Genomic DNA, 20738 nt, shown 5'->3' with positions numbered 1-20738 from the left:
AAAAAACTGAGCTTAATTGTCGAATATTCATTTTATCGGTTATTGAGATCAATTGACATGACAAATTAAAGATCTCATCAAAAAATTACCATTATAATAAGAAAAAAGACAAGCCTTTTTGGGCTTTACCCCACGCAAACATCAAAATCAGATCAAATAAAGATGAGTCGCTCTCGCACAATATAAAATAGGTTGAAAATTAATCTGATATCAAAGCAGAAAATGCGTTTATAGCTTAAAATTACAATACGCTGTTGCAGAAATGGACTCATACAATTGAACCGCATTAAATTTATTTTGTTGATAATTTTGAGCTTTCTATTTACAACAAGTCAAGCAAGACCACTCTGCCTCAATCCCAGCTTAAAAGCGGGCTCAAGTATAAATAAACACACAACTAAAAATATAAACCTGACTTGTCAATCACCTATCAATGTGATGTTTATCGTACCGGCTCAAAAAGATAATCCTTTTTGGACTTTAGTGATAGAAAATATGAAAGTTGCAGCCCAGCAATTCAATATCAATTTATCACTGGCATTAATCCCCCATAGTGATTATATCAACCGCTTTTATCATTATGAGCTAACAAAAAAAACAATCGAAGAGACACCTAATATCGATTATTTGATCACTGGATTTTTCTTAGAAAAAACAGAACACCTACTCGAATTGGTTGAAGCTAACAACGTAAAACTATTTTCAATAATCAATGATGTAACCGAACACAAACTCAATATCGTTAAAAAGCCCCGAGAGAAATATACTCGTTGGATAGGACATATCGCACCAAATGATTATCAGGCCGGTAGACTGTTAGCCGATATACTGATGCAAAAGGCGACAAAACTCGGCATTAAAAACAATGAAGTAGTCGGCATTACCGGTCCAAGAGAAAACCCAGCAGTCGCAATGCGCAACCAAGGCTTAGCGTTTAGTATTCAGCAAAGTCAAAACTTTAAATTAAAACAGGTAAGTTACACCGATTGGACATTAACCCGGGTTCAATCTCAACTTAATCGATTATTCGAGCGGTTTAAAAATATTGGTATTGTATGGGCCGTTAATGATGAGCCGACCGCAGAACAAGCGATTATTCACATCAAAAAGATTGGCTTAAAACCTAATAAACACCTCGTTATAGGTGGAATGGACTGGTCTCCCAAAGGGATCGCGTTGTATAAATCAGGAGATTTAACGACTAGCTTAGGCGGACACTTTTTAGATGGCGCAATAAGCTTAGCGCTTATATATGATTATCATCACGGCTTAGATTTTTATGCGCAATATGATGGAATAGTTAAACAGTCACTCAGCCGTATAGATGACAAAATTGAACATGTAGAACGTTTAGTTGTATACCAAGAGTGGCAAAAGTTAGATTTTACTGTTTATTCACGTTATTTAAACCCGAGCCAAGAAAAGTGGGATTTAACCTATGACAAAGTGCTAATGACTCTTCTTGAATAACCAAGCAACATTCACCCACCTTAACAAAAATGAGCTTTACCTACTCAGTAAATGGTTATATGACGCCCCCCTAAAGAATAAACAAGGTGCTTGAAACCAATAACACCTTGCGTATCGTTTATGAGTTTTAATTCAAAGCGCGATAAAACAGCATAAAAATAACAATAAATTGCATCACTGTTTATCGCCTACTTTCATAATAAAACGCACTTAATTAAACACACTCAATTAAACACTATCAATAATACGTTCTGTATAAATGTTACCTGAATAGCACCGCTTCACGTTTAAACCAAAACGCGGCGAACAAAATCATAAATAACGAAATAATAAATTGTGAACACCAAATAAAACCAATAATTAGCCAATCAAAATCACCTTTTAAAATTTCTTTTATGGCTAAAGCCACATTCGTAATAGGGACCATAGCCCATTGCCAATCTAGGTTTATACCCGGTAACATTGCAATAATTAAAGGCGCAAAAACTAAAAATGATAAAGGCGCCATATAGTTTTGTGCTTCTTTAAAACTACGAGCATAGATTGAAATACTTAAAACGAGTGCAGAGAAAAATAGAATAACAGGCACCAGCATCAACAAAGCTAAACCTAAATCCATTAAGCCAAGTGTACCAATAATATCGGATATGGCTTTAACCGCCAAAGCTTGAGCAAATATGAATCCCCACAAGGCCAAACTGATAACCGCCATCATGGCACTTAAAAAGGATGTTGTTACGATCGTCAATAATTTACCCAGCACCAATTGCATACTGCTCACGGGGGCAATAAGTAAAGATTCTAATGTACCGCGCTCTTTTTCACCGGCACCAATATCAACCGCAGGGTAAATAGCCCCCATTAAACATAACGGCAGTAAGATATAAGAGATCATGCCACCCAGTTTAGTGCCTAATGATTCTTTCGCTTTGGCAATATCCACTTTCACTAATTGTATAGGATGAACAAGCCCAGCTATTTCAGCGTCACTCACGTCTAACAGAATGAGCTTATCATGGGTGAGTTGTTTATTGAGTCGATTAACCAAACCATTAACTCGATGCCAAACAGAAGTAGTGAGTTCAGCATTATTAAAATGCAGTTGCCATTGGCTTTGCACATTAGTCGCTAATTCATCATCAAACGTTTTGGGGATTTCGAGCACAAAATCTACTTTGCCTGAACGCACCATTTTTTCCCAATCATCAGTTTTATGATCAACCGCGCTTTCACTATCTGAACTCTCATCAACATAAGCTTTAAAACCACTTTCTTGTGCAAGTAAGTCAACAATTGCATTTTTTTCTGTCGCATTGGCAACCCAATAGGTTAATACCCGTGCTTGTTCTTTTTGTACTGTTTTAGCTGCAAAAAATGTAATTGAACCAAATAAGGCAGGAAAAATGAATAACGGCAGCATAATCATAAAAATTAGCGTTTTTTTATCGCGGACTAACTCCGTTAATTCTTTTAAATAGATAGTTTTTATCATGCGGGGACATCCTGTGCGATGGGGTTAGTCATGACATTATTCGACATAACAGAGAGAATTGATTTTTGCAGAATATCATGTCCAGTTAAATGATTAAGCTCGTCAATCGACCCTTCAAATTTAGCTTCACCTTGATGGATAATACACACGCGATCACATAAACGCTCGACTTCGGCCAAATGATGAGTCGAAAAAATAATCGGCGTGCCCTGCTCTTTCAATCGAGTCATAAAACTTAACACGACTTCACTCGCCGCAATATCTAAACCCGTTGTTGGCTCGTCAAATATAATAACCTTGGGTTCATGGATCACAGCTCGTGCGATCGCTATTTTTTGCTTCATACCGGTCGAAAAATCACTAAATCGGCGATCTAAAAAGCTAGCCATGCCAAGCTGTTCCGTTAGTTCATCTAATACTCGCTTAAAATCATTATCTTTTACGCCATATAATTTAGCAAAATAAGCTAAATTTTCACGCCCTGTTAAACGCTCATATAACCCCGTTGTACCCGATAAAAAGCCGATGTTTTTTCTGATCGCCAATTTATTTTCATGAGCATCAAGCCCTTCATACAAAACATGGCCCGAGTTCGGTGTTAACGCCGTTGAAAGCGTACGTAAAATACTCGTTTTACCTGCACCATTAGCCCCAAGCAGCCCTAATACTTCGCCTTGCTGACAATGAAAAGAAACATTATTCAGGACATTAAAAAAACGACCTTTCACTCTCGGGTCATCATTTGCCACTTTATTAACCAGCTTGGCATCTTTTAGTGGGAAACGCTTCGATATTTGCTTAACTTCTATCATAATGTTCTGTTAATTCCCTTATCATTTTTAATTCACTACGGTAGAGTGTAAAGCGAAATCTACGTATAAATCTAGAGGCGATTACCATTTGTAAACAATATGTTTTACAAAGCAAGCTTCAACGGTGTTAAAGGTAAACACATGAATACCCTTGAGTTAATACAACAATTAATAAAACGTCCTAAACATGCTTTTCAAATTATCGAATCCGAGCAACGAGGTGGTTTAATCCCTTATTGTTTTTTATTGCTAGCGATTGCTTTATTTTGGTTAGGTTACCTTGCAATGGTTGATCAAACATGGTTACACGAACATACCGTTAACACATTAGCCAATAATGTAAGTCCAGCAGAACGAGAACAAATAGCTCAAGGTGACATGTTAAAATATAATGCGCTTATTGGCAGTTTTATCGTATTAACGCTGCAAGGGTTAATTTTAGCGGCCATTTTAAACTTATTTACTAAAATAGATGAAAGCAATACCGATAACTTTAAAGACTGGTTAGGTAATGTATGGTGGACTCAACTGCCTGCTATTCCGCAGCTTCTGCTCGCTTTATTAGTCATGTTTGTATTGAATGATCCACAAACCTTGCATACCGATTTATTCGTCACCTCAATTAACAATATTATTAATTTAGATGAAAGCTCTCCATTTTATGCCTTTGCCGCGGGGCTCGATGTGTTCTCTATCTGGTCTTACTTATTATTATTTTATTTAATCGCGACACGAACCAATTTAAGCACGCAACTTTGTTTCACGATCAGTTTATTACCCGCCGTAACTGAGTTATGCATCAGCTACATTGCAAGCTAAGCACTGATTTTTACATAATTGCGCAATTTTAAAGCAAACAGTTAGAATATTTAATTTTAAGCTTGCATCGGGTGCATTATGTGATTAATATGCGCCCGTCTTCTGAGAAACCTTTTCTCATTTGTACGACCGTAGCTCAGCTGGTTAGAGCACCACCTTGACATGGTGGGGGTCGGTGGTTCGAGTCCACTCGGTCGTACCAAATCTACTGTTACCTAAGAGTAGATTCATTATCAACCTTATCTCTTCAATTTTATCTAGTTAATCCATCTTTATCCAAAATAATTAATTTAAATCTGTATATATTATTAATAAAAATGCGATCAGCATGAGTGATTTTAAGGTGGGGTTAGCAAAAAACCAGCTCAATAATTTATGTTATACCAATTCATATAAATAAGTGATCTCTCAGAATGCATCCAGCGGTTTTTGAACAAGGCGTCGGTGTACAGGAATGGTTGTTCCCTTTCAAATACCGATAACGCAGGTCAAAAGCCGCTGGGGCATTCCTTTCAGGCGAGTTTTAAATGCGCTTACTCTGTGTTGCTCGACCTCAAAAGAGCACCACTATTCTTTCATTTAAGCGCATTTAAACGCTCGCTGAGTGGGCACTTATTATTACGGATTGGTATTATTAAGCTGATTTTGGTAAATATGGTTAATATGGTTAATATGGTTAATAACGATAAAAAACCGATCCCATAATCAAGTGCTCAGTAATATCTTGCTTATAACCTAACGATTGCATTGCCGATTGACCTATATCACTCGCTATTCGATGTTGATAAGCCACATCAAAAACCCAGTTTTGGTAAGCGATCCCAGTCCCAACACTAAAGCCATAGGTATCATCGGTTTCACCTTCAGCTGCCGCAGGATCAATAAACAATCCAGCTCTAATTGGAATAATATAATTAGATCCCGCTTTTTGACTAATAATACGATACTCGCCACCGAGCCTAATTTGTGTAGTATCTTTCAATTGAGCAACAGTCGATAATAATTTGCCGCTAAGTGGAGAGCGTTTGTTACCGTCTTGATCGGTTAATACAAAGTCTGACCAAGCCGTTTGATATACATCAAGTGATGTAGTAAAGCTATCGTTCCACTGAAAGGCAACCCCGAGTCCAATAGACGATGGCATATCTATTTTAAGGTTTTCATTATTAGGGCCAACGGAGTTTTGCTCATCAAATCCATTAAGTTCAGGGTAAACAGTGTTAATTTTTGCCTGAGAGGTTTGGTTTACCTCCGCCTCAAAAGCCGATTTATACACAGCACCAATTGTTAATTTTTGTTGACCTTGTTGATACACATCCCACAATAAACCTAAATTGAAATTAGTACCGGTAAAACCGTTAGTCGTCGTGAATTGCGCGTCTTCATTTCTTAATGTATCAATTTGAGTAACAGATTCACTACTGTTGTAATTTTGAGTCCATTCATTGTCATTAACAAAGTCTTCCCAAAAGTTAACCGTTAAACCCACCGATAAATTATCCGTTAGTTGAACCGCTGCTGCTAATCCAAGTGCGTATAGAGAGCCATCTTGTTCATAATTTATTTTTTCATTGCCAGACGAAAGACCATCATCGATCTTTCTAGACAATTTCCATTCACGAGAAAAATCATAAAGACGCTGGTAATTCACCGAAAAAACCATGTTTTTTCCACAGGTAGCCGCGCGGCAAGGCATGCTAAAAGCAAGATAATTTAATTCACTATTAGACACATCTTGCTTACCGTTTAAATCGGTCTCTGAACTAAAACTGTTATCTTCTGATAATTGAGTATGTGAAAACATGGCCGCGATTTCGGTCTGACGCAACTGAGTTAGCGCCCCCGGATTCCAGGATGCAGCAGAGGCATCATCCGCAGTTGCAATAAAGCTCCCACCTTGGCCTAATGCGCGGGCACCCGATCCAACAGGGTTAAAACTAGAAGGTATTTCAAGTCTATCGGCACCCACTGAGGCACCAGATATCAGGCTAGCAGCAGCCACAAGTCCTATTTTATAATTCATTTAATTTCCTATATCTTCCACAATATTCGTCATTTATTATTATTTTACCGCGGTAAGCTAAGCTTACCTTTTCAAGTAAACCTGCTTACCTCTTGCATACAGACCGTATGCAAATAACATCAGCAGTATCCAGTAATTAAACGTACCGCCGCCACCACCAGAATCACCTGACGGTGTTTGCGAACCACCACCGTTATTACCACCATTAGTTGCTACATTATTAATAGTAATAGACACTGGCTCAATTTTAGAACGTCCATCAGAGCTAGTTACCGTTACTTCAAGTGTAATAACCGATTGGCTAGTCACTTGTGGTGCAGTAAAGCTTATACGTGCATTATTAGTGCTCCCTAAGCTCACACTCGGGCCAGATGTTTGTGCCCATTGATAACTCAAACTATAACCATCAGGGTCACTCGAATTACTTGCATCAACAGCCAATGTAGTGCCTTCATTAGCAGCGCTTTCAGCACTAATGGTTACATTTAATGCTTGAGGTTGCCACTTAACAATAACATCAACATTATCAGTCGTTGAATTAACGCCATCATTAACGGTTAAACTAAAGCTAAGTGTTTCATCCGCTGTTAGATTAGGGTTACTAAATCGAAGTTCTGACAGTGAACTATCAAAGCTTACCGACGTTCCTGTAAGTTGTTTCCATTCATAAGTTAGCGTCGCATTTTCAGGATCACTCACTTCAGTTGGCGTAACGATACTTTCATCACTTTCATTTACGATCACATTCTCAGGTAAAGTAAGAATTGGCGCATAGTTCGCACTAATAAAGCCAGGATCTCTTACAACACCATTAGCTTGACCATCGGCATCATAAGTACCACCATCAACTAGGGTTAACTGCACACATTGATGACCTTCATTTAAGCCTGCAATATAGAGTGCATCCCCTGCCGGTGGACAAACACCATCATCATTCAAAGTTGACGATGCTAATGCATTTCCATCACCAGAAACAAATGCACGCCACCCTAATGCAGCATCAAACTTCATGTATTCAGCTTGATTAGGCAATGAAACACCACTAGGTAAAGGTACGATAATACTGATTGAGTCACCGGCACGCACAAGCCCACTAACCACAAAATCGAGTATCGGTGATACCGGTGATACCGCTATTTGCGTATTTTCAACCGGTGCACCATTGTTACCACCAAACTGCGACAACATATCTAAGCTTAATACAGCACTTTCTGCTTCACTACCCAATGCTGCTTTAACGGTGTCACCTAAACTAAGAATTAAACCTGAGCCTACTTGTAATGGCGCCATTTCAATGTCTTGACCAAGTGCAACTAATGGCAGTACGGTGTTATCACTGTTGTTGTCTTTATGATCTAAGATGCCGTCACCATCAGCATCACCTAATCCTTCTTCACTATCAACAATACCATCACCATCACTATCACTGCTATCCGATAACACAGGTTCACTCGCTATAATTTGTAGGCGAATTTTATCAATAACAGAATGAGCATCCGTCGTATTAATTTCAGCAACGGTTGCGCTAATATTGTAAATACCAGCATCAATAATCGCAGGATCAAATACAAAGCTAGTCTCGTCCGTACTCGTATTAGCCAGTGTAGAGTCCCAAGTTAGACTATGTTCATCTAGCACATTGGTATCTTTTACATTGGCTCGAACTTCCACAACACCTTTATCTTGATAGATATAGTTAACGCGCTGTCCATTTTGCATAATAGCTAACGACATTTTGGGCGCTTCGTTTAATACCGTCATCTTCACAATAGCGGTATTTTGAGATGAACTAACTGCATGTTCAATATTGCTAACTGAAACACTTAACGTTTCGTCTCCAACAATGGAATTATCATTTACCGTTAATGCAATTTCCCCCGTTTGCCCTTCAGTAATAATAACTTGGGTTTGTTCAAGGGTATGAGCAAGCGCGCTATCAACTTGAATATCCATTAAAACAGGGTAATCAGCAGCCAGACCACTAAGCAATACAGGAATACGAACTTGGCTTCCATTTTCAGCTAAATACTGGCCACCCACCTTAACAAGAGGCTTAACAACAATTGATTGATTGCTCGTATTCGCATTGCCTTCAGCATCAACGGCTCGCCACGTTAATGTATGACGACCAGAACGAAGTGATGATGTGCTAACAAGCTCAGCTTGAACAACGCCATCAACGACATCACTTGTTTCAACGCTTACTTTATTAGCAATATTTGTCTGCTGCCCTGTCGCATTAATCTGTATCTCAGGCAATTCCGAAAATACAGGCGCAGTGGTATCGGTAATTCGCACAATTTGTGTAGCCGTTTCAACAAAGTTATCACTATCAGTTACTTGCCAATTAATGACATGCTCACCAACAGTAAATGGCCCGGTATTATCTGCCGTCGCAATTAAACCGATATCTTTATCATCTTTAACAATCGCATCACCAAGATCTACCGACGTTAATCTTCCGTTCGCTTCAAGTGTAATATCACTCGGCGCACTTAAAGTTAAGCCAGAAATACCATTATCAAGCACCGTTAACGTAAATGTTTGATTGATGCTCGTTATACTATCACTCACCGTTAACGTTACCTCATGTGACCCGACTTCTGCGTCACTAGGTACCCCAGTTAAAACAGAATCTGTTAATGATAACCACGTTGGCGCATTTGATAATGTAACATTTACATCATCACCATCTTCATCAAAAACATTCACATTATATGTGTACATTTCAGCTTCAATAACTTCATTGATGGGGTCACTCGTAAACACCGGCGCGTCATTTATATTATCAACAACCAAGGTGACCGTTTCATTAACCGTTGCCGAACCATCTGACACCGCGATAGTGAAAGTATAACTACCCACATTAGCTTGTTCCGGCGTTCCGGTTAACACACCGTTCTCTACACTTAACCAATCTGGTCCGTCAACTATAACGTAGCTAAGCGTATCACCATCTTCATCAGATACATCTAACTCATAACGATACTCACTACTTTCATTAACTTGTGTGCTGGCAGTACTGTTAATTTGAGGTAAGTCATTAACACTCACAACCGTTAATGTGTATTCACCTTGCATTGTAAATTCACCATCCGATACACTAACACTAAAGTTATACACGCCAATTTCAGCTTGCGTTGGCGCACCACTTAACTCAGCATTATTAGTGGTTACCCAACTTGGTAATCCGGTATAGGTATAAGTTAATGGATCATCATCTGCATCACTTATATCCAATGTAATGGCGAGTGTCTCATCTTCATTAACCGCCAGTAATGCGTCATTAATAACAACGGGCGCAGCATTACTTTCAACAAGCAGTACATCTAATCGAGTCGTTTTTAACTCCTCAATGGCAACATCTTTATTAACGATATCGTAATCTGTTGAATCAAAACTAACGGTTACCCCTTCAGCAGGATCATGCTTCATGCGGTAGCTACCATTAGGTAATGTTAATGCAGTAAAGCCTTCGCTACTTGTTACTTTCACTCGACTAACCGCATTGCCGGTAAGACCATCGGTTACTAAGCCAGTGACATAACCATAAAAAGCGACAATAGGTGTATTTAATTCAATTCGGTAATCACCCAAATTAAACTCGTCAGGGTTAGACGCTTCTACTTTAATGTAATAATAATCAGATTTAGGTAAATTCATCGATAACAACTCACCCTCACCTTCTACCCCATCATCAACCCATTGTGAACCCAGTTCTTCTTGGGCTAACTCACCAATCACAGTTGTACCATCGGCCTCAAAAATAGTAACGGCAACATCAAGTGAATCACTTACATCATCAATTAATATTTCAAAGGCAGCAGGTGAATCAACCGAGCCATTGGCATAAAAAACAAACCAATCAACATCGGTTGAGTCATGCAAACTATGTACTTGACCTAGCTCATGATTGATTTCTATTACCGAGGCGGTCTCTAAGCTGTTATCAACTTCATAAACATCAGGCAATAACTGAGATTGAGTAATAATGGCTTGCTGCGAATCAGTTAAAATTGATTCATAACCTTCACTATTACGAGCAAAATATTGCACTCGATATTCACCTTGTGTCGTTAAGTTTAACGCCTGTCCACTATAGCGACCATTACCATCGTATTCGAGCGTAATACGTTCAATTTTAGGTGAGCCGCCAATAGCACTTGGATAAGCAACAATGGCGTATACTTCTTCAAGTAAACTCGTTGAAGTGATATTTTCAGCCCATAAAGTGGTGCTATCAGTATCGGTTAATTCTATACTCGGTGCTACCGCAGTAATAAGCGGTTCATCACCTGCAAAAACCATCCCAAAACCAAGCGTATGACCAGACGCTAACAATTGACGTCCATCTTTTTTATTGCTGCTCACACCATCACCGTCTACATCTAAATAAGGTGTTTGGGCTAATGGTCTATTTCTTAATGTGCGCTTAGCAACTAAGAACGCTTCTCGAGTTGTTTGCCCTTGACCCACTTGAGTAAAGAACACGCTGGTAAAACTGGTGTACTCTTGTTGTAACCAATGAGCAAACTCATCATCTTGCGTACTACCAATAACAATTGCATCACTCGATAGTCCGGTTAATTGACTGGTAAAAACAGCTGACTGAGAGCTATCGACAATCACAGTCACTTGGCCTTCACGAGCACCATTAACACTATCAATCCAGTTAATTAACGTACTCGCGGCGAGCACATCGCCTTTAAGGTTTAATCCGGCAGAGCTAACATCACCCGCAACATACAATAAGAAATCACCTTTGCTTTCTATCGCCCAAGTGTTCATCGCGGTATCAAGTGAATCAAGCGTTGCAACATCATCCGCTTGTGACAAGTTTTGGGCTAATACATTAATCTGGCTTGCGTTATAACCTTGCTTAATTAAAGCGTCATAAGCGACATCCAATTGTTGATTAATAGCGTCTATTTGTTCGCCGTTAGCATACGCGGCAACTAATACAGCCCGTTTATCACTTGCACCGGCGGTGTTCACATGATGTACACGCGGTAGTAATTTATTACCTTGATTATCGGCAGCTAACACAGATAAATAATCTGAGTTATTAATCAACGATGCAGGAATAGCAACGTTATACTCCCCTTCATTATTCAACGTCATATCAAACGCTTTAGTATCAACAACTGGGCTGGCTATATCGTCATTAGTCGCTGATTTATTTCGAGGTAATAAAGTAACCCAAACACGTTGTAAACCACTCACATCGCCATTTAATTTAGCGGTTACATTAACAATGCCAGATTCAACATTTAAGCTGCTATCAGCAAAATTAAAGCGCGCTTGCGACTGCTTATTACCATAACCGATGAAACGACCTTTCAGGTGGTTAACATTATTTTCACCGTTAACACTCACTTGTGGTGATTGATTCAAACCATTATAGCTAAAGAACTTTTGCGCTTCGCTAAAGGCAGTGTGCATATCAAAACCATTATCAATGTATTGCCAGAACAAACCAGAGAATGAAATTGCGCCATCCTGCAAGAACATCGCATCTTGCGTGTCGTTAGCACTGGTAATTATAGTGCGGTTTTCACCCTCTAAATCATCAATAAAGCTACCTGATTTACAGGCATCGTAAACTAAATTAATACGCCCTGAAAAACCATTAAGCATATTAGCGAATTCACTCGCGGCCATCGTTTCATCGGCTTTCACACGGAAAGTATCAACATTACCGTGATCAACTAAATAAGCCGTTAATGAATCGGCAGAATCAGCCCAATCTAACGCAGCTTGGATATTTTCACTTGAAGCCGGTAAAAATAATTCATCTAATTCACCATTGCCGTCAAAATCAATCGCTTCATCCGATAAATAATAAATTTTGTCTTTGGCAAAACCCTGTCGGCGCAGCGTTCTATAAGCTTGAATAGCATGTTGTAACGTTGCAGGCCATAAATTATTACCGATGTAATCGCCACCACCAGCAACAATAATCGCTTTAGCATTAATATCGACTAAAGTCGGCTGTAAAACTTGTAAACGACCATGAGCGGTATCAGCCCAAACTAACTTACCACTTTGAGTTAATTGCGCACTCACATTCGAGGCTAAGGCATTTTGCGCAACACTGTAACCAATCTCATCAAAAGCTTGAGCCAAACTAAAGTTTTGATCTACCTGATGCATATATACTTCAGGCCCATAACCAATAATTAAGCGATTCTGACCATAACTAATATTAGCTAATTCGCTAGCGTCTGAATTAGCCGGTAATCGAGGTAAAGCCACGTTGGCTAAGGTTTCGCCTTCAAGCGATAAACGCAGAACCGATAAATGCGCATTATCGTTAACCGACTCATGTAAAATAAATAATTCTCTACCGTCACCCGTTAAATCAAATGCACGTGCACTCAACGCCGAAATATCAAGCGTTGTTATTTCATCTGTTGATAAATCAACGGTTAATAAAACATGATTACTGCTGTTAATATTAGCAATTGAACTTCGAGCCAAGATATACGCTTTTTCATTTTGCACGTGTATCGCTTCTACGTAACCAGCCGGTAACAATAATTGACCACCCCAGCCACCTTGCGCACTAAAGCGATGTAGTAACGTTTGGCTATCGGTATTTTCAATAACAAATAGGCGTGGCGAATCACTATTAGCATCCAAGCCCATGGTCATATCTTGAGCCGCTAAAATACGATTATTTGTATCTTTTAATGTAAAGCTACGCTCAAACTTATCGCTGTTTTGACTATCCATATTAAACAGCTGAACACGAGCGGTATTGCGCTCTACTGTCCAAACACGATTAGCAGAACCTGATTGAATATCACCATGAATGCTAAAACTATCATCGGCAAAGAAACCATTCTGTCCACCAAAGGCAGAGTAGTTAGAACTTAGTTTTAACTGGTCATCATATTTACGCAATAAACCATTACCAACAATATATCGACGATCACCCGATACAGACAAATAACGAGTATCACTACCGGTTTGCAAGGTAATATTGCTGCGAACTAAGCCACCAGCGCTATCAATTTCATATAACTCTCTTTGGGCATCAATTAACAAATTACCATTATCAAGCAACGCGATATCCTGCAACACACCACACGCGTCTTGTTGATAATCATCCACATTAAAGCTGTTGGCCAACTCAACGGTATTATCATCTCCATTCACATCATAAAGATGAACAACCCCACAACTTTGATTGCCTTCAGCAACCGCGTAATGTGATCCATCTAGCGTTTGAGATAATTGTAATTGAGCGGTAGCACCTACTTCTAACAATGTATAAAGCGATGTGAGTAGCCCTTGTTCATCAAGTGCTCTTATTGAAACTTCACCACCCACCGTTGCTAATACACTTAAGCCATCATCTTCAAAATAAACATCAGCGATATCAGAATCAGAGGCCTCTCCAACCAATGAAACACCATCTAACGCAACGCTTTTAATATAACGTCCATTACGCGCTAATTGATGCCACAACCACTGACTTTGACCATCAATAATATGATAAGCAACAATGTGCCAGCGTTGATGGCTATAACCCATATTAGCTATTTTTTGCCAACCGGTAATTTTATGGCCTAGGTTTTGAGATTTCACCATGCGGCCATTATCACTGGTATTATATTGTTTCAATCGAACATCATCAGCACCATGAAACTCAAGTACACTTACCGTGCCTTTATCATCTGCAGCGCTGGCTACAACTTGTTCAAAGTACCAATCACCACTGACATTAGGCAGCATTTGTTCAAACACATAAACTTGGCCCAACTGCTCATTTAAATTATCAACATTGTCGCCAACACCATCATTATCGGCATCAGCATATTCAGTGCCATCCAACGGGAATAGATCTAAATTATCTGCAACACCATCATAATCCGTATCGGCAATTAACGGATGCGTGCCTTGGCGTTGTTCATCTATGTTTGATACACCATCGTTATCTGCATCACCATCGGCTAAAAACTCAACACCCTCTTGAGCATAAGTCGATTCAAATAAATCAGTTAACCCATTAGCATCAGCATCGGCCGTGAAATCAATAACCAGCGAGCTTGACTCGACTGTATGACCCGATAAGCCTTTAACACGAACCTTAAGGCTGTAATTTTGATTAGCGCCCAAATCAACCGTATAACGATGATCTAACGCGGCAGATGTTGAGCGAACAGCCTCAAGCTGACGATTGCTACCTTCACGTGTGTAAAGCACTTGTGCATCAACAGGCTTATCAGTGTTAAAGCCAATCGTCACTTGCGAGCCAAGAACAGAAATTAAATATGGCTCAATATCAAATACCGGTGCGGTGTCATCGGCATCCGCTAGGGTGGTAAAGCTGCGTTCGCCTGAATAAGTCAAATTACCGTTCATATCTTGCAGCGCTAAACGATATCTATATTCAGTGTTAGACGCTAAACCTTTGATAATTTGCTGTTTATTATCAGCAAAACCAAAAGCAGATGCCACTTGATAGCGATTTAAATCCGATTGACGATATTCAATATTGGTTAACGACAGCTCATTCGTGCGCCATTCTATTACCGCAACAGAATCAGCAACGTAAACAACCGTTGGCCCACCAATAACCCCCGGAGCCGTGGTATCAGCTTGCTCAAGTGTACGAATATAACCCGCATCAAGCGTATCACCCGTTAATGCACTACCAATGCGCTCACCACTTTGTGTCCAGCTGGCAACATGACATTGATAATAACGACCACGCGATAAGCCTGTAACCGTAAGTTGCTGAGATAAACGCGCATCTAGCGAACGAGCATCATAAACTTCGCCGTCATCGCCATAACAAATAGCTTCACCATAAGCAGCACGGTTAGTTCTTAAACCTATCGTTAACGTATCGTGTTTAACCTGTAATAAACCTGGCAGGTCAACATACGTTAACAAGCTGTTTTCACCGGCTGGTTTAGTGGTAAAGCTCGCCACAACTGATTCAGCATTATTACCGCTGGTATCAGTCATCACAACTTGATAAAAATAAGTGCTATCAACCGTTAACCCATTCATCGATAAAAGGTGATCAATTCGAGGTTCAGCAATCACAATAGATTGATTTAAATTATCAGCTGATTGACCATATTTAAGCACCGCACTCGCTGCTTCATCGGTGGCCCAAACGAGCGTTGCATCACTTTCGCCCAGTTGTAATACCGCAACATCAGATAATAAAAGAGGTGCGTCAGTATCAGCTTGATTACGAGTATAGAAACGCTGAGTTTTAGATAAACGCGGCCCATTATCAAACGCATCAGTCACAGATACCGTAAATTCGTATTCCGTATTCGCCGTTAATCCCGTTAAGGTTTGAACATGAACACGTGAATAATCATCAGAGCGCAACGGTATATGATTACCACCGGCTTTTAAATTATAACTAATCGCACTGATTGCAGGCTCATCGGTTTCCCAATAGATAGTTACACTGTCTTGGCTTATGTTACGTACAACAGGCTGAAGGGTATAAATAGGTGCTTTCACATCTTCATTCGATTTAGTTTCAACCGATAACGGAGCCGTCGCTTGGCTTTCATTACCCGCCGCATCCGTTGAAACAACCACTAATTGATACTGCGAAAGCGGCATTAAATTATCCACTGTAATTTGATGTGACGAGCTCAGCTCATTCGCCTCAAATGTCGCAACCACGCTATCACCTTGTTTAACCTCAACAATCGAGGTTATAGGTTCATCAGCCGTGAAACTTAATACCGCTTGCGTAGCACTCACTTGAATTGCCATCGGCTCATTAAAGTAAGCAGCTGGTGTAGAGTCGACTTCAAGCAAAGTAGTGAAGTTAACTTTCTCAATTAATGAATCATTACCAGACGCATCACTCGACGTCACATCCGCAATATAGTCATTACCTGGCGTTAAACCATCAACAATAATGCTTTGTTTTTTAGACAACGCGTTGCCAACATAATCAACGCCTTCAATCGTCACTTGGCCTTTCGAAGGTTCATCAGTAAACCATTGCACAACAGCTTGTGTGTCTGATACATAACTAATGCGCGGCCGCGAAACAAATTTTGGCGCATCTATATCAACAAACGTCGTGATATTTAAGAACGTTTTATCTTCCGTTAAGGTATGAAATTCTGTTGTCGATTCTTCAAAGCCATAAAAACCATTATCAGTCACCGTTACTTCATATAATTCACGTGGTTCTTGTAAATTCGGTATATATAACCCGACTTCACCTGAGCCATCAATGGTTAAGGTTTTAAGTGCAGTTGCATCACCAAAACGATTTAAATAATTATATTTAACCTGAGTGCCCGTTAACGGGTAACCATTTTTATCTCTAACTTGAGCAGAAAATTTATGTAATTTAAGCGGGACAACTAAATTAACATCCACTTGATCAAAATCAGCTATTTTTGCCGGCCCAACCGGCACTTCAACATCCGTCGATAATTGAATCTCTCGTAACCACGCTTCATACGTGCCCACGCCATCCGTTATCGAACCCCAATAATCATCATAACCCTCATTGCTGAACCTATAATCTCGACTCGCTCCCCTGTTATTTTTAACTTGGTAGGTCACCACTTCATCTAACGGCGCTTCAACTCGTAAGCTAAACGAACCTCCATTGGCACTATCCAATTGAGCATAGTTCGTCGTTAATCCCGTCGTCTCTGTGCGCGTGCCAATCGTCACCGCATCAAGCAACAAGCCATTCGCATCCGTGACCTGACCCACTAAGTCAACATAGCGGCGGTCTTGTATCGTAATAACCACTTCTGAATCAATCGCAACACCAGTCGTCGTATCATCCAAGACAAACTCTTGCGTCTCACCATCACGCAAGATATACGTGGTGGCACTCGTGGTATTCACCGGTTGCGTCGTATAACGATAACCCTCGCGCACATCGTTTAATACCGGTAAATAAAGCCCGGCAATACCATTGGTATCGGTGTGCACAGTTGTTAAATATGACCAATCACCTAACGTATTTCTGAATTCAATGTATACCGACAAATTTTCTTGTGGGAAGCCATCACTGCCCAATACCGTAAACGCCGCTTTTTGTAACGCCACACCGGTATTTAAATTAACCGTAATATCATCTTGCCCAACCGGCACTTCAACATCCGTCGATAATTGAATCTCTCGTAACCACGCTGGATACGTGCCCACGCCATCCGTTATCGAACCCCAATAATCATCATAACCCTCATTGCTGAACCTATAATCTCGACTCGCTCCCCTGTTATTTTTAACTTGGTAGGTCACCACTTCATCTAACGGCGCTTCAACTCGTAAGCTAAACGCACCTCCATTGGCACTATCCAATAGAGCGTAATTCGTCGTTAATCCCGTCGTCTCTGTGCGCGTGCCAATCGTCACCGCATCAAGCAACAAGCCATTCGCATCCGTGACCTGACCCACTAAGTCAACATAGCGGCGCTCTGTGATCGTCACTACTCCGTCTACACTTAAATTTTGATCAAGTGTTACATCAATAGCGGTTGGCGCTAGGTTATATAATTTATTGCCGGTGGGGTTTATTTTTAAATGGTATTGCTCGCCTGTTGTATTTTTAGGTAAATACAAGACGACTTGGCCATTCTTATCACTGCGAAAGTTTTTAATTAAAGTAGAAGAATTGGAATTAAGGTATAAAGAAACCGCGATATCGTATAGCGCTAAACCATTGGTATCTACAACATTTAGAGTCAGCTTTTTCAAATCAACCGATAATTGAAGGTCGCTAACTTGTAAAGTTGAGTCGCCTGCCAAGTCTACTTGCTGAGATAAAACCGTATTGCCCCAATAAGCTTCAATATGACGACCGTCATCATTAACGAAACCCCATTTATCATTACAGGTCGCGCAATTACCTAAACGTGCAGTATATTGCGTTAATGAATTATTGGCGCGCAGGGCAATTTCATAACCCGTATTGGTGCTGATGTGATGAGGATAATAACGTCCGTATCCGGCGGTATAGTCGTCAACATCAAGATCAGTGGTGCTAAAGCCGATAGTCGCCCCGACAATTGCGTTGCCATTAAGATCGGTGACATTACCACTCACATTAACCGTTCGTTTAGCGTTTAATAAAATTGAATGCGTTGTTTCTTCGGTAATGACAATGTTTGTTATTTCAGGCGGAAACCACGTCGCTTTATTGTTATTCGGAATTTCAGGTATTAGGTTATATTCAATGTTACTGCCTAAACCATCAACACCCGCAAGATAAAGCGTAGAACTACCGGCTACATCGGTTGCTAATGAGGTTAACCAGTCGCCGTTAGATAATGATAAATTTACAAATAAATCGATCGGTGAGTTTTGGGGATCAAGCGTGACTAAATTAAGTTTATGTATGGCAGGTAAAATGAATGTCGGGTTTGTTTCTGATGGGTCGATTGAAAAATGCGTTTCAGGTATATAAGTGATAAATGAAGAGGCTTGGTTATTAATTTTGAGTCTACGCCCTCTTGATTCAACCGTCGCTTTGTATTGAATAAAAGCATCACCCTCACTCGCGACTTGAGTAGGCAATGAAATAACAAATTCACCGAGTGCATTGGTGACAACACTTGGATTTGATTGACCACCAAAGCTATAAAAAGCCACAGGCAGCTCATCCGCAGAAAATACAACATCAACACCACCAAGCGTTAAATCATTAGTAGTTTTAATAACCCCGTTAACATCAACGATATTGAAAGACGTATCGAGCAAAATATCATGTTCAAATAACGCATTATTAACAACAATTGATTGCCAAGGGCTTTTGTAAGCTGCATTTTCTGCTCTGATAAAATACTGACCCCAGGTTTCAAGATCTAAAGTAAATACACCTGAGTTATCTGATTCAACCACAGAAATTAATTCATATTGATTATTCATCACACTAACGGTTGATGAATTATTTACCAATAAGCCTTGCTCATTTTGAATTTGGACTTGACCACTTAGCACACTGCTTAATTGCTGCTCTGGGTTGATATTTTTATTAAAACTAACGGCTAAAAAGGGATTTTGATCTTGATTAAGTAATTCAACATTATAATCACCGACAACCGCATTTGGCGGCTGTATAGAAAAAGCTAATTCTGTCGCATTATCTTCAGTGATGAGCGGAAAATAAAAATCAAATAAGCCAGAGGCATCAACCAAGGTATTACCTAACCTAAATCGTGAACCGTCATCTTCAACTTGATATAACGTGACACTAGCCGTAAAACCGGCCCCGTCTAACGACGATATTTTTAACGTTTGCTTAGCAAAGTTGGGTAGAACAATATTTTGCTCTACTGCTAACTCTTCACTCGCAACAAATTTTGAGGTTGTTTGCTTTGTGGCATAAACAGGTAAACGCGATTCACCATTATTTAAATCACTGATGCCGCCCATTACCCAAGCTTCAAATGTTAGCTCGTCATCAAAATTGGGGATATCAATTGAAGCCGAATAATTACCGTATTTATCGGTGACTATACGTTCATGCTCAATTGATGCCGATTCACTCGATACTGATATTTCGGTAAAACTGAGCGGGGTTCCATCAACCGTACTCACATGACCTTGCAGCTCAATGGTTTTTTTAGTTATTAATAAATTGATATCTAGCTGTTCATCAACTAACTCTAGATCTAATTCATAAAAGCCGGTGGAGGCTTGACCGCTCGCGGCATTGAGAAAGTAGATACCAGGTTCATTAAAAAATAATCGGTAACTACCGGATGAATCAGTTTCGGAAGATGACAATTCGTTTAAATTGCGGTCATATAATATAACGGGGGCTCCCGCAATGACACTTCCATCTACTGTAAATCGACCATGTATTTCAGCCGCGTTAACAGTAAAAACAAGTTGTAAAAAAACAATTAAAAACAAAAAAACAGAACGATTAACGGACTGGGTTTCATTAGTAAAACGAAACATAAAAATCCCTTTATTTGAAAGGCTGCAAATGAAAAAAATGAGTCAAATAGTCTAACTCGATACATTTAGAAATTTGATTAACCTTTTAATAATATTACGTTTTAAAATAAATATAAAAAAATAATTGCTCAAATTTAAAGCGTTACTGCTAACTATCTAATTTAAAAGTGTTTAATTAAAAATCATAAAAAGCTCACTT

General features: G+C 39.7%; 6 protein-coding genes and 1 tRNA gene. 3 read left to right on the top strand and 4 right to left on the bottom strand.

Going from position 1 to position 20738, the window contains the following annotated elements; genetic code table 11:
- Window positions 1-309 precede the first annotated feature (309 nt).
- Window positions 310-1470: an ABC transporter substrate-binding protein gene (locus DPX34_RS08080; protein WP_157964661.1), complete on the top strand. Its 1161-nt coding sequence runs from the start codon at window positions 310-312 to the stop codon at window positions 1468-1470.
- Between the two features lie 262 nt (window positions 1471-1732).
- Here the strand turns inward: DPX34_RS08080 and DPX34_RS08075 are convergent, their stop codons facing one another.
- Window positions 1733-2962 (bottom strand): ABC transporter permease, encoded by a 1230-nt coding sequence (locus DPX34_RS08075; RefSeq protein ID WP_111977902.1) that lies wholly within the window; start codon window positions 2960-2962, stop codon window positions 1733-1735.
- Window positions 2959-3774, bottom strand: coding sequence for an ABC transporter ATP-binding protein (locus DPX34_RS08070; RefSeq protein WP_111977901.1), 816 nt, complete (start codon window positions 3772-3774; stop codon window positions 2959-2961). Before DPX34_RS08070 ends, DPX34_RS08075 begins: the two co-directional genes overlap by 4 nt.
- A 141-nt stretch (window positions 3775-3915) precedes the next feature.
- Between DPX34_RS08070 and DPX34_RS08065 the strand changes: the two genes are divergently transcribed.
- A complete protein-coding gene (locus DPX34_RS08065; protein ID WP_157964660.1) occupies window positions 3916-4593 on the top strand; it encodes a YIP1 family protein in 678 nt (225 codons plus the stop codon).
- Between the two features lie 125 nt (window positions 4594-4718).
- Window positions 4719-4795: transfer RNA gene (locus DPX34_RS08060), tRNA-Val, on the top strand.
- Window positions 4796-5269: 474 nt separating this feature from the next.
- Here the strand turns inward: DPX34_RS08060 and DPX34_RS08050 are convergent.
- Window positions 5270-6616 carry an OmpP1/FadL family transporter gene (locus DPX34_RS08050; RefSeq protein ID WP_111977899.1) on the bottom strand — a complete coding sequence of 449 codons (1347 nt, stop codon included), beginning with the start codon at window positions 6614-6616 and terminating at the stop codon, window positions 5270-5272.
- 63 nt (window positions 6617-6679) lie between these two features.
- On the bottom strand, window positions 6680-20539 hold the full coding sequence (locus tag DPX34_RS08045) for a putative Ig domain-containing protein (protein WP_111977898.1): 13860 nt from the start codon (window positions 20537-20539) through the stop codon (window positions 6680-6682).
- Window positions 20540-20738 lie beyond the last annotated feature (199 nt).

This window comes from Algibacillus agarilyticus, from assembly GCF_003286125.1.
In the GTDB taxonomy this organism is placed as follows: domain Bacteria; phylum Pseudomonadota; class Gammaproteobacteria; order Enterobacterales; family Alteromonadaceae; genus Algibacillus; species Algibacillus agarilyticus.
The sequence above is the reverse complement of the archived record's forward strand: the minus strand, read 5'-3'. Positions and strand labels throughout refer to the sequence as shown.

Coding starts and splice junctions, on each gene's coding strand:
- DPX34_RS08045 (WP_111977898.1), bottom strand. CDS start 20,539: ATGTTTCGTTTTACTAATGAAACCCAGTCCGTTAATCGTTCTGTTTTT.
- DPX34_RS08050 (WP_111977899.1), bottom strand. CDS start 6,616: ATGAATTATAAAATAGGACTTGTGGCTGCTGCTAGCCTGATATCTGGT.
- DPX34_RS08070 (WP_111977901.1), bottom strand. CDS start 3,774: ATGATAGAAGTTAAGCAAATATCGAAGCGTTTCCCACTAAAAGATGCC.
- DPX34_RS08065 (WP_157964660.1), top strand. CDS start 3,916: ATGAATACCCTTGAGTTAATACAACAATTAATAAAACGTCCTAAACAT.
- DPX34_RS08075 (WP_111977902.1), bottom strand. CDS start 2,962: ATGATAAAAACTATCTATTTAAAAGAATTAACGGAGTTAGTCCGCGAT.